Source organism: Psychrobacter sp. JCM 18903 (genome assembly GCF_000586475.1).
Taxonomy (GTDB): Bacteria; Pseudomonadota; Gammaproteobacteria; order Pseudomonadales; family Moraxellaceae; genus Psychrobacter.
Genome location: NZ_BAWJ01000014.1, coordinates 69,768 through 86,136 on the forward strand (window position 1 = coordinate 69,768; position 16,369 = coordinate 86,136).

Genomic DNA, 16,369 nt, shown 5'->3' on the forward strand with positions numbered 1-16,369 from the left:
TTATAACGATTTAGGCACACATTGACCATTCCTAACCATTTAGAGTCTGGCTGATTTTATCCAAATTTAAGCTATCCGACATGGCATTGAATATCTCAAAATATTTGCCGTGTTTCTCATATAGCGCTTCATGCGTACCGGTTTCAACCACGCGACCATCTTCTATCACGACCAAGTCATCCGCATCGATAATTTGGGCAATATTATGCGAGACCATGATCACGGTACGATCTTTTTTGATGAGATCTAGGCTCTTCTTCACTTGTTGGCTGGCGATGGCATCGAGGCTAGCGGTTGGCTCATCCAAAAACACAATAGGCGGATCTTTTAAAAACATCCGTGCCAGCGCGATACGTTGCTGTTGACCACCAGACAATGACTTTGCTGTACTCTCATAGCCTTCTGCTAAATTAATAATTTGCTCATGAATCGAGGCTTTTTTAGCAGCGACGATAATATCTTCATCAGTGGCATTCATATCGCCATAACGAATATTTTCGCTAATCGTACCTGAAAAAATATGATTACTTTGTAGTACCAAGCCAATATTTTGACGCAATTCATGGGTATCGCAGTCGGCCAAATCATACCCATCTAAACATATTTTGCCAGCATCTGGCGCGTAAAACTTGACCAATAGATTAATAACGGTGCTCTTGCCAGCGCCGCTTAAGCCCACCAGCGCAGTAATGCGATTGGGTTTAATAGTAAAGCTGACATCTTTTAGCGCTTGCGTGCCATTCGGATATGTGAAATCGACGTTTTTCAGCTCAATATGACCTTTTAAATTTTTACTACTTCTGCCCGTGATATCTTCAACTTGGCTTTCATCTTCTAATATATCAAAGAAACCTTCGGCATAAGTCAGGGCGTTATTAATCTGATCATAGATACGATGCAATTGGCGGATAGGGGCGGCGACGTTTTGGAATAGCATGACATGGAATAAAATCATACCGATGGTCATCTGGCCTTTTAATACAAAGTAGGATGTCAGCAGAATGATTACCACCACGCCAATCTGCTCAATAAAGGTCTTTATCGCATCATAAATAAAACCAATACTGCGAATACGCAACTGATTGTCAGTCATGTCTTTTTGAATGGTTAAGTGCTTTTCCGCTTCTATCGACTCACGAACAAAGGATTTCACCACGCTGATGGAGTTGATCAAGGAGATAACCAAGCCACTTTTGGCTTCTCGATAGCCGCGCATCTGCCGACGGAATCCTTGTAGACGCCGTGCTTGTTTTTGGCTGATGAAAAAGTAAATAGGAATGATAATAAGACCGACCAAGCCTATCCAAAAATTGGTCGAAAACATAATGATGAGTGAGACGATCGCACTGGCAAACAGTGGCAGCATATCAATAAAGAAGTTTTGCACCAAACTGGTTAAGCTGCTGACGCCATAGTCGATACGGGTTTGCAACTTGCCGCTGTCGTTTTCGCTACTGGTATAAAATGCCATCCGATAGGTGAGGATGCGCTCAATGATTTTTTGCGATAAATCACGTGATAGATTGATACGAATCTTTTCGCCAAAGAAGCGTTGCCCAAACGAGATAAATATCGACAGTATCTCTTTGGTTAAGAGTACCGCACTGATAATGGTCAGCATGCGCACGCCAGCTTCCCAAGGTTCAGCGAGGATAGCGATTTCGGTCAAGGTATCAACGGCATAGCGCAGCACAAAGGCGTTAACCTGCGCGGTAAAAGAGCCCAGCACGGTTAATATCAATGTGGCAATAATTAAAACTTTATATGGCGCGGCAAAAACGGCAAGCTTTTTGAGGATATCCCACAACAACGCTCGCCGCTCAGTTTTTTTGAGCGGTGTTTTTTTGTCTAATTGCATACGGCGTGGCTGGGGAGATATTGGCATATATTTTTTATGAATATTAGTAATTAGCCTTCATTATGTACTACTTTATTAGCGATTCCAAAAGGGATATGAACTGAAGGTAAAATACTAGCAGATTTTAAATGTAGCTTTTGATCATCAAAGAATATATGTGGCTTTAGTACCTCAAGTACCTTAGATTTATCAACTCCTCCCATAAAAAAAGCTTCATTGGCGAGAATATCCCACGCACGCATGGTATTAATTGCACGCTTATGTGAAGGTGCGTTTCTTGCTGTGACAATAGAAACCCTCAAAACTGGTTCATAATTAGGGTTTTTGAGCTTATAAGCATTTTCAAGTTTTTGAATATGAGAAATACGATCAATAAAATTCTTTAAAGGTCCTGGATTATGAGCGACATCTACCTTAGTAGACTCATGGGTGTGAAATTCATCAAGGTTTTTATTTTCTTTATAAATACTTTCAGACTCATCATCAATAATCACACCATCAAAATCGAACGCTATTCTTAATTGTCTATCATCAAGATCATCAGATATGTCACCGTGTAAAATTTGTCCTGCTGAATAACCAGCATCTATCGCTTGTTTAACATCACTTTCATTGGCAGACAAGAACAGTTCTATATCAAAAGCTGGAATATATTTATAAGCTGATTGACCTTGTAAAAAAACAGCTCGAGTAATAGATAACTTATGATATTCAATAGAGTTCATAACTCGCAAACCAGTATCTGGATCATTGCGAGATAATAGTATGACTTCCACTATAGGCTCATCGGATATTTGATTAAGTTTTAATAACCTTCTAATAAATGGATATGCAACACCCGTGGTAAGAGGGATATCTTGTTTTTCACGTTGATATTTTCTGTATTCTTGCTCACCTTGTTCTCTAAATATCTCATCTGACTCATGTAAATCAAATAAAGCGCTAGATGATAATCCGATTACTAATCTATTCGTTAAGTCGTAAGCCATTAAAACATCCTTAATTAAAAACTGTCATTTGGCACAAAAACTTCACCCACCATAATACGCCTTGCTGAGCGGCTCATCGAGACTTTTTTGGCTTGCCAGCGACCATCGACTTGCTCGGTTTTTCCGCCTACTAATAACGTGCCAGAGGGATGACCAAAACGTACTTCACTAAGTTGCTTTTTCGATTGACCGCCACCTGCCGCTTCATTGACCAATGTACCTTGTGTAGTTGCCGCTGCGGCAATCGCAACCGCTGCCGTGCCCATCATGGCATGATGTAGTTGCCCCATGCTCATCGCCCGTACGACAAGATCAATCTCATTCGCCTCAACGGCTTTGCCACTTGATGCGCTGTAACTTTGTGCAGCGCCAACCCATGCAATCTTGGGTATATGCTGACTGCTTTGCGCTTCACTGACGTCTTTAAACAGCCCCATCGCAACGCCGCCTTTGGCACGGATTTTTTCAAGCTTAGCCAAGGTTTCGCTATCGCTATTGATATCGCCTTGCAACTCAGTACCCGTAAAGCCTAAATCTTCTGCTCTCATAAAGATGGTTGGGATACCAGCACTAATAAAAGTTGCTTTAACACTATCGCTAGCCAAGCCACAGCCAGATACATCAAAGTCATCGATTAGATTATTTGTCGGGAACATGTCGCTTGATGAATCAACGGGATCAATAAATTCAATTTTAACTTCAGCAGCAGGGAAGGTGACACCATCTAACTCAAAATCGCCGGTTTCTTGCACTTGTACTTTGCCTTGTGCGTCCATGTAAACAGGCACATGAGCAATAATGGTTTTGCTGATATTCTCTTGCCAAATACGTACTTCGCAAATACCGCTGTCCGCGTTTTTATCGATGCTGTTAGCAATCTTCTGCGCTGCGACCAGACCCATATTAATGGCACAGGCACCGACTGCTGCGGTCAAATTGCCACAGTTACCCGCCCAATCAATCATTGGTTTGGCGATATTGACCTGTCCAAACAAGTAGTTCACATCGTGGTCTGATCTAGAAGACTCAGATAAGATGACTGTTTTTGAGGTGCTAGAGCTACCATTGCCTAAGCCATCGATTTGCTTACCATAAGGATCAGGCTACCGATAACCCGCAATAGGAAATTATCACGCGCAGCCCCTGCAACTTGGCAACGCTCAGGTAAATCAGACAGTTTAAAAAATGTGCCTTTTGAGGTGCCGCCACGCATATAGGTGGCTGGGACAGATAGTTGTGGAGCGAAAGCAGGGTTTGGTCGGGTCATTTTTTTATTCCTATTATTTTAGTACGATATATTCATCACCGTTTTGAATGACCATTGTTAATGATTCAATAGATTGCGGCGACAACATATTTAAAGACTCACTGGTTTCTTCAGAGCTTTGTGCAGCTGCTTGTTGCAGCCAATAACGTGCTCTTTCTTCATTTTTTTGAACACCCCATCCGTTTAAATAGGCTGCTGCTAAAAAGTTCTGTGCCTGCAGATCGCCTTCTTTTGAGGCAATAGACAAAAGCTTAGCAGCTTTAGTCAAATCTTGCTTGGTACCCCATCCTTTTATATACATAAGGGCTAAAGTTGTCACGGCATGAATAAATCCACTTTCAGCGGACAAACTGTACCAGTAACACGCTGCTACTAAGTCTTGACCGACACCATCACCAGTATGAAATTTAAGCGCCAAGAGATACTGCGAAACTGGGTCGTCTTCATCAATGCCAGGTCTCAAATCGGACTTAGCCATTTCAAGTTATTCCCGTCGAATTTGTATAATACTATCAACGGACTCTTGTATATCGCGGCCGGTACGCACATTAGAAACCCAACAACCAATAATAATAGCAATAACGACAATGGAAATAGAGACGTCTACCATTGATAAATCAGTGAGACTACTACAACCGCTAAGATTCAATACAGAAATCAAAATAATAAAAATTCTATTGATGTTTTTCATGCCACTTCTTATGATAAAAAATGACAATTATACTAAATAGAAAAACAAATGTTTATTTTTTAATAAAATTCATTTAAATAAAGTACTATAAGCAATGTATTTAATGGATAGAAGCCTAATAAGACTAAGGAGTATCAGAATCTATTGTGAGACTACTAAAAAAGCCAATGCCATATAAATATAACATTGGCTTTTGTCACGTGTACGGCAGCTATCGTTGTTGTTTATTCGTTTCTATTAAACGATATCTAGCGTGCCATCGATAAACTCTTTGGCAAAGCGCTGTAGCATACCGCCAGCGTTATACATTTTAACTTCATCAGCGGTATCTAAGCGGCATTTCACTGAGGCTTTATCGACAGTACCATCTGTGCGGTTAATGACCAATGTCATCTCACCACCAGCCGACACTTCGCCTTCGATATCAAATACTTCGCTGCCATCGATATTAAGCGTATTGCGCGTGACACCTTCTTTAAATTGCAAAGGTAGTGCGCCCATACCGACCAAGTTTTGACGGTGGATACGCTCAAAATCTTCTGCGACGACGACTTCTACACCAGCTAAACGGACGCCTTTAGCAGCCCAGTCACGGCTTGATCCTTGACCATAGCCATCACCTGCGATGATGATAAGCGGTTGCTCGCGGTTCATATAGGTTTCAATGGCTTCCCACATACGCATGACTTTACCTTCAGGCTCTACTCTAGCCAGTGAACCTTGGATCACCTCACCTTTCTCGTCACGTACCATCTCATTCAATAGCTTAGGATTGGCAAAGGTCGCACGCTGCGCGGTTAAGTGATCGCCGCGATGGGTTGCATACGAGTTGTAGTCCTCGGCAGGTAAGCCATAGTATCAAGATACTCGCCAGCCGCCGAATCGCCCAAAATCGCATTAGACGGTGATAAATGGTCAGTAGTGATATTATCACCAAGCACCGCTAACGGACGCATGCCTTTTAGCTTATTCATCGCTGCCATTTTGCCTTCCCAATACGGCGGACGGCGGATATAAGTCGTCTGTTCACGCCAGTTATAGAGCGGACTTAATGCTTTGCCGGTGTCTTTTTTGGCTTCGTCAAACATCGGAATATAAACAGCGTTAAATTGCTCAGGTTTTACCGCTTTAGCCACGACGGCATCAACTTCATCATCATCGAACCAGATGTCTTTTAGATAAACGTCATTGCCGTCTTGGTCTTTGCCCAATGAGTCTTTTTCGATATCAAAACGGATATTACCGGCAATAGCATAGGCAATCACCAATGGTGGTGATGCTAAAAATGCTTGCTTGGCATACGGATGGATACGACCATCAAAGTTACGGTTACCAGACAGTACAGCTGTGGTGAACAGATCATTATCGATAATTTCTTTTTCGATATCTGGGTCAAGTGCGCCGCTCATACCATTACAAGTGGTACAAGCAAAGCCAACCACGTCAAAGCCAATTTCTTGTAGCTCAGGCATCAGTCCTGCTTCTTCTAAGTACATTTTTACCGTTTTTGAGCCTGGTGCTAATGATGATTTCACCCAAGGTTTCCGTAACAAGCCTTTAGCATTGGCGTTACGGGCGACAAGGCCTGCTGCCACCATGTTGCGTGGGTTTGAGGTGTTGGTACAGCTGGTAATAGCCGCGATAATCACCGCACCATCTGGCATTAGACCATCTTTGGGTTCTGGTAGTTTTTCATCAGCACCGTGGGCGATACCTTTGGCGACCAAATCAGTGGTCGATACACGTGCATGCGGGCGTGAAGGGCCCGCCATGTTACGGACAACAGCGGACAAGTCAAACTCAAGTACACGGTCATAAACCGCATTTTCCATACCATCAGCCCATAGACCGGTCTGCTTAGCATACTGCTCAACCAATTTTATTTGAGCTTCACTACGACCAGTTAGGCGTAAATAGTCGATGGTTTGTTCATCGATATAGAACATCGCCGCGGTTGCGCCATATTCTGGCGTCATGTTTGAGATAGAAGCACGGTCACCGACACTCAGCTGACGTGCACCTTCACCAAAGAACTCGATATAGGTAGAGACTACGCCAGCATCACGTAAGAACTCGGTCATAGCGAGTACTAAATCGGTGCCAGTAATGCCTTTTTGCAGTTTGCCCGTTAGCTTAACGCCGACGTAATCAGGCAGGCGCATATATGATGGATTGCCCAACATCACGCTTTCAGCTTCAAGCCCGCCAACACCGATTGAGATGACACCTAAAGCATCAACCATTGGTGTATGACTGTCAGTACCGACTAAGGTATCAGCAAAAGCGACTTGTTCCCCGGCTTTGTTTTGTACCACTTGTACCACAGGTGACATTTTTTCTAGGTTAATTTGGTGCATGATGCCGTTACCAGGTGGTACAACGTTGACGTTATCAAAGGCATACTGACACCAGTTGATAAAGTGAAAACGGTCATCATTACGGCGTTCTTCGATAGCACGGTTTTTCTCAAATGCATTTTCTTCAAAGCCTGCATGCTCAACGGCTAGTGAATGGTCGACAATTAATTGCGTTGGTACAATTGGATTTACTTTTGATGGGTCACCGCCTTGCTCAGCGATGGCATCACGTAGACCTGCCAAATCAACAAACGCCGTCTGACCCAAAATATCATGACAAACCACGCGGGCAGGGTACCAAGGAAAATCTAAATCTTGTTTGCCTTCTATATGCTGTTTAAGCGCCGCGGTTAAGTCTTCTGGCGGGCAACGGCGTACCAAGTTTTCACACAATACTTTTGAGCAGAACGGCAGTTTGTCATAGGCACCCGCTTCAATGCTTTCAATCGCTTCGCGGGTATCAAAGTAATACAAATCTGTATCAGGTAATGGCTTTTTGAATTGTTCATTCATCGGTTGTACGAGGGCGTTGTCCATAAGTCACCTTTGGCGGTTGGCTGGTTTAAATTTAAAAAAGAGTCATTCTTTTAGCAAAATCGTCAGTGGTATTAGAAATCGGCTTTGCTAAAAAAATATGCTTAAACAGAAAGTGAGATTATTAAGAAAAAGTTTAACTGCTAAATGGTGAATATATCTAGCAGTTAAACTGGTTATCTCGCATAAGCACTTATCCGAGATAGTAAATATATATGGATTAACGCGCGCTCATCTCTGGTACTGGGCGTAGCTCTTCACCGGTATATTCCGCACTTGGGCGAATGATACGGTTATTAGCACGTTGCTCAAATACGTGTGCTGCCCAACCTGTTAGACGTGAGCAAACAAAGATTGGTGTGAACAGCTTGGTTGGGATACCCATGAAGTGATAAGCAGAGGCATGGAAAAAGTCAGCATTACAGAACAGTTTTTTCTCACGCCACATCACTTCTTCACAGCGTACTGATACTGGGTATAGCACTTCATCACCAACATCTGCTGCCAGTTTTTCAGCCCAGCCTTTAATCACAACATTACGTGGATCTGATTCGCTATAGATAGCATGACCAAAGCCCATGATTTTATCTTTACGCGCCAGCATACCCATCATTTCTTCTTCGGCTTCATCAGGTGAACTAAAGCCTTCAATCATATCCATCGCCGCCTCATTAGCGCCACCATGCAGAGGACCGCGTAGTGAACCGATTGCGCCAGTGATACAAGAATGGATATCAGATAGCGTAGAAGCACATACACGTGCGGTAAAGGTCGAGGCGTTGAACTCATGCTCTGCGTACAAGATAAGAGACACGTTCATCACTTTTGTGTGTAGCTCGTTTGGTTTCTCACCCTTTAATAGATTCAAGAAGTGACCACCAATGGTCGCATCATCGGTTTCAGTTTCGATACGCACGTTGTCATGCGTGAAGCGATACCAGTAGTTGATAATAGAAGGAAATACAGCAAGCATACGATCTGCTTGGTCGTTTTCTTCCTCAAAACTCATTTCGGTTTCTAAGTTACCCAGCATAGAGCAACCGGTACGTAATACATCCATTGGATGCGACTCGGCAGGGATACGTTCAAGCACGTCTTTTAATGACTGCGGTAGACCACGTAAGCTTTTGAGCTTGGCTTGGTAAGCGTCAAGCTCAGTTTGGTTTGGCAAGTTGCATAAAGCAGCAAGTAGGCCACTTCTTCAAAGATGCATTTGTCTGCCAGCTCTGACACGTCATAACCGCGATACGTCAGACCAGAGCCTGATTTTCCGACGGTAGATAGAGCGGTCTTGCCAGCGACTTGTCCACGTAGACCTGCGCCTGACAATACTTTTGTTGATGGGCTTTGTGCTGCCATGATGAAATTCCTTTTGTGGGTAGCTTTTTGGGTGAAAAACGGTGTTTCTAAGTTTCTAATAATAAATTTGTCAGTTAATGACTGATGATAGCGCCAGTTGAGCGTTACGCAGGCTGTTCAAGCTGTGGACCATCTAAATCGACATTACAACGCTCAAACTCCGCTTCGATAGGGCCGTTTAAGACTTCCATTGCGCTGCCTTCGCCTTCTGCATTGTTGATCTTCATGTACTTGACACCCAGTGGTGATTCCATGAATGTCTGAATCTCAGTCATCTCTTCTGGAGTAGGGTCAGCCATTGGCGTTGCAATCTCTTCACCATTCATGACGCGCAGTTGCTCATTACCAAACGTAATCAGCTTTTTCCCTACTTCTGACGTATAAAAGTCATCCAACTCTTGTAACTCTGCATCGGTAAACTGACTCTTATAGAAGCTATCGACTTCGGCTTTACCCAAGTCTTTGTCGCGTGATTCGAGACAGCTGACTTGCTCTGCACTGAGCGCACCACTATTGATAACTGGTGCGAACAATAGACTGTCGACGGTATCTAGCGTAATCGTCGTCATGACCAAATCATCTTGAGTGGCAGGTGCGGTAGCCTCTTTGGTAGTATCAACTTCAGCAGTGCTTGCACCATTGGTCGTATCATCAGCGGTTTCTGGTGTTTTATCACAGCCCGTCATGAATAATAGCGCCGCAAGCGTGCTGCTCAGTAGTGACGTTTTAAGAGCAGTATTAGCAGTAAAAAATGGCATAAATGACCTAAAAGTAAATGAAGACGGATTTCGAAAAGATAACACACTCAAAGGTGAGCTATCTTTTCAGTGTTGCCAATAACTAACTCTTAACTACTTATTAGCAAATAATTTGTCTAGTGTCTGCTCAAACTCATGATAATTTAAGAAATCATACAGCTCCATGCGGGTTTGCATGGTATCAACAACTTTTTCTTGTGTGCCATCAGTTAATAGATGCTGATAAACGTTTAATGCCGCTTTGTTCATCGCACGGAATGCTGATAGTGGGTACAACACCATCTCGACACCCACGCTATATAGTTGATCAGTGGTGTAAAGGTCGGTCTGACCAAACTCTGTCATGTTGGCGAGTACTGGAATATCTAGTACGTCAGTGAACTTACGATACATTTCGATATCCGTTAAGGCTTCAGCAAAAATCATGTCTGCGCCTGCTTCTTGGAAGGCAACAGCGCGCTCTACAGCAGCATCAAGCCCTTCGACCGATAGCGCATCCGTACGTGCCATGACCACAAAATCAGGGTCAGTTTTGGCATCCAATGCCGCTTTTAAGCGATCAACCATTTCTGAGATACTGACGATTTCTTTATTTGGGCGATGACCACAGCGCTTTTGAGCGACTTGATCTTCGATATGTACGGCTGCCACGCCCGCTTTTTCCATTTTTCTGATGGTTTGTGCAATGTTAAACGCGCCACCAAAACCAGTATCGATATCTACTAATAACGGCGTATCAACTGCGTCAGTGATACGTCGTGCATCTTCTAGTACATTATCAAGGCTAGTCATACCCAAATCAGGAAGACCAAATGAGGCATTTGCCACACCAGCACCGGAGAGATACAACGCTTGATGGCCGACTTGGGTCGCCATCATTGCAGTATAGGCATTGATAGCACCTGCAATTTGTAGTGGCTGGTTATTATCGTTTTTTTGGGTCAAAGCACTGCGAAAGCGTGCGCCTGCTGAAGGTGAAGTCATGTGAGTGTCCTTGCATAGAGAGATAGTATTATCGTTATTGTGTTCGATTATACTCAATAATCAGTAAGTGAAAAGCATTGTTTGAGCATATCTATTTAAATAATTTAAACAACTAGTTTATTAAAATTAATATTATTCACTATGTAAATAGCATTATCTATAAAGTAATGGTTTGCTTAAACTATTATTCATATTGCTGAATTTGCAAAGACACGTATAGCCCATTATTTACATTTATTTACAATAGCGGTTGCGCTTATTTTTATCGATTCATGGTTTTAGCTTACCAAAAAGCCCTAATAGCTAAGCTAAAAGGGCTTTTATGATATAAATAGATATTTTTAAAACCGATACCTAGCCAAATAGTCCAGCAAGATTGGCTAAAAATAACAGCGCAAAACCCGTTAAGAAGATGAGTCCCGCGATAGAGAGTGCATTCATGCCAAAAGACAGTTTTTTATGGTTTTTAACCAGTGAGTAATTTAACCAGCCAAAGATAGGCGCTGAGACAAACGCCGATATCATGGCAAACTTAAGCATAGTCCCTAATTGTCCAGTAAAGAAAGTGATAATCATCAACCCACCACCGATAGCATAGGTCGTCCAAAAAGCGATTTGCTTTTTGTTGATTTCGCTTTCACCTTTTATTAGACGCCAGCACTCAGCGTTGGCACGGCCATAACCGTCTGCACAGGTGATCGTCGTGCCAAACATACACATAAAGGCGACGAAAGCGACCAATAGACGTGACCATTCGCCGATGGTTGCGGTATACATGTTAATCAACTGATTGATATAAGCGCCACCGACCAGCTCAATTTCTTGTCCTGAGCCATACTGTACAAACACACCTAATGACAAGAAAAATAAGGCTAAAATTGCTGAGACGGCATAACCGACGTTAAAATCTAACAAACCTTGGCGATGGGTGGTGTGATCGGCTTTGACTTTGGCAGATGTCCACATCGAGGTAATGGCGGCAAACTCAAGCGGTGCTGGCATCCAGCCCATGAGTGCCACAATAAAACCTAAAGTTGCTAAATTCCAAGGAGAGGCCGCGACAAAGTCAGCAGCCATAACCGTTGGCTTGCCAGCAGCAATGATGACAGCAGCGACGGTCGCAGTCGTCAAGGCAATCATAATCCATTTGGTCACACCATCAAGCAGCTTATAGTGACCTGCAATTAAAAAGAACCAAGAAACCGCCACGATGATTAGAGACAGTGCCATCGTCGATAGCCCAAGAGAAGCGGGTAGCATAAAACCTAAGATAACCGCTGCTATTAATGAGACCGCGCCCGTACTAATGACGGCTGATAGGATAGAGAGTATAAAATATACCCACAGATATACTTTTGAGCGTTTGGCATAGCCTGCAATCAAACTCTCGCCAGTGTCATAGACGTAGTCGGTTGCAAAGCGAAAAAATGGATACTTAAAAACGTTGGCTAAAATAATCATAATGGCCAGTTGCCAGCCATATATAGCGCCAGCCTGCGTCGATGAAATCAAATGCGAGCCACCGATAGCAGCGGTTGCCATCAAAATACCGGGACCAAAAATGCGCCAGCTAAAGCCTTCTTGTGGCGATGTCGCGGTATCGTCAGTGGCATTTGGGTTGGTGCGTGGATTATTGAGTGGTTGTGTGGTCATGAATACCTCTAAATGGTTAAAACGGCAAATTATCACTTACCTGTGTCAGCTTGCCAATGATCATGAGAGAAGCGCTTTATAAACTGCTTAAATATAAAACGATTCATCTTGTATCGACTTTAGCACACCGAAGCCAGTCAGGAGAATGATTATTCTAGTTATTATTACTATTTGTTTGCATTGCCATTCTTTTTAGTTAGCATAATCAGTTGATAATATCAAGTATTAAGGCTGATTATTTTTTAGCGGTTCTTTATAACACAATATCCATCCAATATCTGATAATTTAAGGCTGTGACACAAATTTTTGCTGCCGATAAGTGATGCCGCGCTGCTCATATACCTGATAGGTGGCGCGCAGCAAATCAGAAATGCTGGGATGAACGAAATCTTTGAGTGTATGCAGATAAATAGGGGAGGTGACGTTTTCGTGTACTAAACGTTGATAACTGATTTGGTCGGTACGCACAGTCTTTAGGCTAGCAGGCACAAGGGTAATGCCTTCGCCAGCCGCCACCAAGCCTAGCGCTACTTGCAAGTCACTCACCGTCGTAGTCATAAAAGGCGAAATACCGTATTGTGCGAATAAGTGTAGCAACGGCTCCGTAATAGGCGCGCTAAGTGTGGATTGCTCAGCGCTTGTGCGTCTGGATTTTGTATTACTATCCAGCTTTGCACTGGTTGATCTTACGCTAGTCGCTATCGGTAAATGGGTTTGATGGTAGAGAATCAGTCGATTGTTTGCTAAGTCTATCAATCGCTGCTCCTTTACATGCGCCAAAGGATGGGCTTTTGGTAAGGCGACGACATAACGTTCATGACGCAGTAGTATTTGTTGAATCCATGGATCTTGATGCGGGAAACGCCCAAATCCGATGTCTATCTCACCAGATTTGAGCGCCTCTATCTGTTGATATGAGCTGATGTCTTTGAGATTGACTTCGATATCGGGGTTGGATTGCTTCAGCATGGCAATAATTTCAGGAAGCAATCCATAAAGCACGGATGGGACAAAGCCAATATTTAGCATGCTGCTGGGCGTCGATAGCCGCTGCGTCATACTGGTGACGGTATCAATTTCTGTCAATATGGCGCTGATTTTGTCGTAAAAGAATGTACCCGCTTCGGTCAGATGTAGCGGTCTATGGTAGCGATCGACCAATTCCACACCCATATCCGTTTCAAGCTGTTTAAGCAGACGACTCAAGCTTGGTTGTGACAATCCAGTTTTAGTCGCTGCGGCACTAAAGCTCCGTGAATTTGCGATAGCAATAAAAGCGTTGAGCTGTTTTAAATCCATATCTTTGTGCTCACTTGTTTATGATGTCACCGTTGCTTGTGGCTTATTTTTTTTGGCTATTTTGATTATTTTATCCGAATAAGAGCAGTAAGCGACAAATTATGCTTGAAGCGAACGAGGCGAGCTACTATATTGTTTGTTAACGTTAGTGTTACACTTTAGCAAACAATAAAAACTTTATTCTTAATTCTAGCCGTTATCTACTTTTTCGCGGTAAAAACTGGTTTGGTATTACTTCATGAGCGACAAAAAAAATAGCCCTAATGCGCAGTTAGAGGCAAATTTAGCCAAAATTGCTAATACTAAGCCACGTAAGCGTATGCGTAAAGATAATATCTACGAGCGTTTCATCACGCGTGTCGAAAATGTTGATAGTAATGAGGATAACCCTACTTTCAAAGAAAATGCATTAAAACCACTAAAGAATACCGATCATCTTTCATCGTATGAGCCATTAAGCGCCACAGAGCTAGAATTATTTGCTAATTTAGAGCAAGAAAGCGTGAGCACAGGTATTCATGTGGATTTTTCTGATTACGATAAAGACGAGGGTTTTTCGACAAATCATGCACCGATAGCTAATACTGACAACTCTTTAGATTCTGATGCAAATAACGATAAATCTTCTTTATATATCGCTGACAGCGCAAATGCTGATGATTTAAAACGTCAAGATTCAGAAAGATTAGCAGCGGAAAAAGTTAGAAACGAACAACTATCTAATAATAACGACGCTGTAAATGACAGTGCCATTGCTAAACAATTAGCGAAATCAAAGGAAAAGCAAGTAAGTAGCAAAAAACCGCTTATTATTGGCATGATCTTTGGCTCATTATTGATTGCTATTATCGTAGCAACACTAATTTTCACCGGCATTCTATCGACCTCAACGAAAACGATTGCACCTGATAGTGCAGAGACGAAAACAACAACGACAGATGCAGCACCAGCTGTTAGCACTGGAAAAACAGTAGTAACCGATGATAACCAACCTTCTGCTGATACAGGTGCGGTAGACAAATCGACAGTGATGTCGCAACCAAATGAATCCCCCACTGAGAATCCAGACACTAATCCTAATGGGGTAGAGACTACTAAAGCGCCATCGACCATGCCAGCAGCTGAGGCAGCCATCACTTATGATGACTTTAGAGAAGAATCTCAAAGTACCTTGTATCGTGAGACCAATGATTAGGGTCTGCTGCACATTCATAATTTCAACTAGTCATTTAATCTAAGGTATATTCTCAATTCAAATGGACTGAATTTTGCCAAGCAGCGTTAAACATCTGCTTAACACATCGAGATAACCTGTGCTATTTTGCTTATTAGACTGCAATTCATCTCATTTTTATTACCATTTTTCAAATTGCTCATCAGCAACTAGCCATACAATAATAGTGCTTTCAAGCCGCTTATCAGTCAATTCTATCGCTCATACCAAAAATCATTGCAACATACCTGAGAGCCCGTATCCTGATATCAAGGATACGGTGATAGGCCGTTCATAACATGGATTGACTCGGTATTGGATTATGACTATCTCAGACAATAAAAATGATATCAATAAAAGTGTTGGCTTACCCAGTAACTCTAATAACGAGCCACTATTAGCAACCGACACAGCAAAGCTAGCAAAAGGCAGTTTGCTGTGTCATGTAAAATGGTTTGCCATAGTGGGCGTCTTGTTGTTAACGACTATATTCGTGTCGGCTCGTTTTTTTTCAACAATCCCTCAAACATCCATGGTAAGTGTTCATGTACCTGTTACGGTAGCTACTCATCAAATCAACGAGACGGCAGCAGATAGCTCACCGCTAGTAGAAGTTAAAAACAATCATATTAAGGCTAATGTTGAAGCTAAGTATGCTCAAGCCGAGACTGCTATTAGTTATGGTGATTTTAGACAGGAAGCACAGAATATCTTATATCGTGAGCCAGAAGCGTCTGTCTCACATATAAACCTAAGTACAGCTAGCATTGAGCCTGCCATTAGTCATGAAGATTTTAGAATAGAAGCAAAAAACATCTTATACCGTGAGGAAAAATAATCAAGTTTATAGGCTAACAGTCGTTATGGTTAATGCTAATTGATACTAGACTTAACCATATCTCTAATTTTAATGACACCTAATATTTGCTGACCATCTGCAACCAGCAGTAGCGTACTACCACGGCGAGCCACTTCTGGTAATTGTTGTTCTAAATCCATAGTACATCGACGTCGCCAGCCGCTTCCACCGCCCGGCCAAAGATCGCAATCACCTTAGCTTGAGCATTCGGCTCATGACCGCTACGCCAATCGTTGTCAAAATTAAGCAAGCTAATAAAGCCGCTGAAATAATAGCGCTGACTATATTGCCTTTTGAGAGGACGGCAATATAGTCAGTTCAATCTCATTTGGCGTTCTGGTACGTTTGGCACCCTCTATTCTACCAAGGCCATCATAAATAGATGTCGAATCTTAAGTGACGCTGGAGCAGTATTTTTTGGGAGCAATAAGGGTTTTTAATATTGTAAATAATTATAGAAACAAAAATGATTATCATTTACAATATTGTTCACAAAGTTAGTACACACAGCATTATTAGCTAAATATAACTTTTACCACTCTTTGAT

10 protein-coding genes and 3 pseudogenes are annotated in these 16,369 nt (G+C 42.5%); 2 read left to right on the forward strand and 11 right to left on the reverse strand.

Annotated features, from left to right (window positions below; genetic code table 11):
• Positions 1-31: 31 nt before the first annotated feature.
• The 10 genes and pseudogenes from TT12_RS10680 to TT12_RS10725 form a co-directional block, all read right to left on the reverse strand.
• Positions 32-1,858 (reverse strand): ABC transporter ATP-binding protein, encoded by a 1,827-nt coding sequence (locus TT12_RS10680; protein WP_201606103.1) that lies wholly within the window; start codon positions 1,856-1,858, stop codon positions 32-34.
• 50 nt (positions 1,859-1,908) lie between these two features.
• Entirely contained in the window at positions 1,909-2,847 is a 939-nt protein-coding gene (locus TT12_RS10685; RefSeq protein WP_045454693.1) for a 5'-nucleotidase, read from the reverse strand.
• A 14-nt stretch (positions 2,848-2,861) separates the two neighbouring features.
• A pseudogene (gene prpF / locus TT12_RS10690) lies at positions 2,862-4,114 on the reverse strand (2-methylaconitate cis-trans isomerase PrpF).
• 13 nt (positions 4,115-4,127) lie between these two features.
• Positions 4,128-4,592 (reverse strand): tetratricopeptide repeat protein, encoded by a 465-nt coding sequence (locus TT12_RS10695; protein ID WP_201606084.1) that lies wholly within the window; start codon positions 4,590-4,592, stop codon positions 4,128-4,130.
• Positions 4,593-5,042: 450 nt separating this feature from the next.
• Positions 5,043-7,675, reverse strand: a pseudogene (acnD, locus tag TT12_RS10700) (Fe/S-dependent 2-methylisocitrate dehydratase AcnD).
• A gap of 304 nt (positions 7,676-7,979) precedes the next feature.
• Positions 7,980-9,055 (reverse strand): annotated as a pseudogene (gene prpC / locus TT12_RS10705) (bifunctional 2-methylcitrate synthase/citrate synthase); the annotation flags it as partial.
• 104 nt (positions 9,056-9,159) lie between these two features.
• Entirely contained in the window at positions 9,160-9,813 is a 654-nt protein-coding gene (locus tag TT12_RS10710) for a DUF2059 domain-containing protein (protein WP_045454696.1), read from the reverse strand.
• A gap of 93 nt (positions 9,814-9,906) precedes the next feature.
• A complete protein-coding gene (gene prpB / locus TT12_RS10715; protein WP_045454699.1) occupies positions 9,907-10,797 on the reverse strand; it encodes a methylisocitrate lyase in 891 nt (296 codons plus the stop codon).
• A gap of 354 nt (positions 10,798-11,151) precedes the next feature.
• A complete protein-coding gene (locus tag TT12_RS10720) occupies positions 11,152-12,450 on the reverse strand; it encodes an NRAMP family divalent metal transporter (protein WP_045454703.1) in 1,299 nt (432 codons plus the stop codon).
• A gap of 286 nt (positions 12,451-12,736) precedes the next feature.
• Entirely contained in the window at positions 12,737-13,750 is a 1,014-nt protein-coding gene (locus TT12_RS10725) for a LysR family transcriptional regulator (RefSeq protein ID WP_045454707.1), read from the reverse strand.
• 238 nt (positions 13,751-13,988) lie between these two features.
• Between TT12_RS10725 and TT12_RS10730 the strand changes: the two genes are divergently transcribed.
• Both TT12_RS10730 and TT12_RS10735 read left to right on the forward strand, forming a co-directional pair.
• The gene (locus TT12_RS10730; RefSeq protein WP_045454710.1) at positions 13,989-14,945 is read left to right on the forward strand and encodes a hypothetical protein; all 957 of its coding nucleotides are present in this window, start codon (positions 13,989-13,991) and stop codon (positions 14,943-14,945) included.
• Positions 14,946-15,285: 340 nt separating this feature from the next.
• Entirely contained in the window at positions 15,286-15,801 is a 516-nt protein-coding gene (locus TT12_RS10735) for a hypothetical protein (protein WP_045454714.1), read from the forward strand.
• A 35-nt stretch (positions 15,802-15,836) separates the two neighbouring features.
• On the opposite strand, the gene TT12_RS18565 is transcribed toward TT12_RS10735, so the two are convergent.
• Positions 15,837-15,962 carry a hypothetical protein gene (locus tag TT12_RS18565; protein WP_265089911.1) on the reverse strand — a complete coding sequence of 42 codons (126 nt, stop codon included), beginning with the start codon at positions 15,960-15,962 and terminating at the stop codon, positions 15,837-15,839.
• Positions 15,963-16,369: the final 407 nt, after the last annotated feature.

Excerpts from the sequence above, each read along its gene's own strand:
- TT12_RS10680 (WP_201606103.1), bottom strand. The coding sequence starts at position 1,858 with ATGCAATTAGACAAAAAAACACCGCTCAAAAAAACTGAGCGGCGAGCG.
- TT12_RS10685 (WP_045454693.1), bottom strand. The coding sequence starts at position 2,847 with ATGGCTTACGACTTAACGAATAGATTAGTAATCGGATTATCATCTAGC.
- TT12_RS10695 (WP_201606084.1), bottom strand. The coding sequence starts at position 4,592 with ATGGCTAAGTCCGATTTGAGACCTGGCATTGATGAAGACGACCCAGTT.
- TT12_RS10710 (WP_045454696.1), bottom strand. The coding sequence starts at position 9,813 with ATGCCATTTTTTACTGCTAATACTGCTCTTAAAACGTCACTACTGAGC.
- prpB (WP_045454699.1), bottom strand. The coding sequence starts at position 10,797 with ATGACTTCACCTTCAGCAGGCGCACGCTTTCGCAGTGCTTTGACCCAA.
- TT12_RS10720 (WP_045454703.1), bottom strand. The coding sequence starts at position 12,450 with ATGACCACACAACCACTCAATAATCCACGCACCAACCCAAATGCCACT.
- TT12_RS10725 (WP_045454707.1), bottom strand. The coding sequence starts at position 13,750 with ATGGATTTAAAACAGCTCAACGCTTTTATTGCTATCGCAAATTCACGG.
- TT12_RS10730 (WP_045454710.1), top strand. The coding sequence starts at position 13,989 with ATGAGCGACAAAAAAAATAGCCCTAATGCGCAGTTAGAGGCAAATTTA.
- TT12_RS10735 (WP_045454714.1), top strand. The coding sequence starts at position 15,286 with ATGACTATCTCAGACAATAAAAATGATATCAATAAAAGTGTTGGCTTA.
- TT12_RS18565 (WP_265089911.1), bottom strand. The coding sequence starts at position 15,962 with ATGGATTTAGAACAACAATTACCAGAAGTGGCTCGCCGTGGTAGTACG.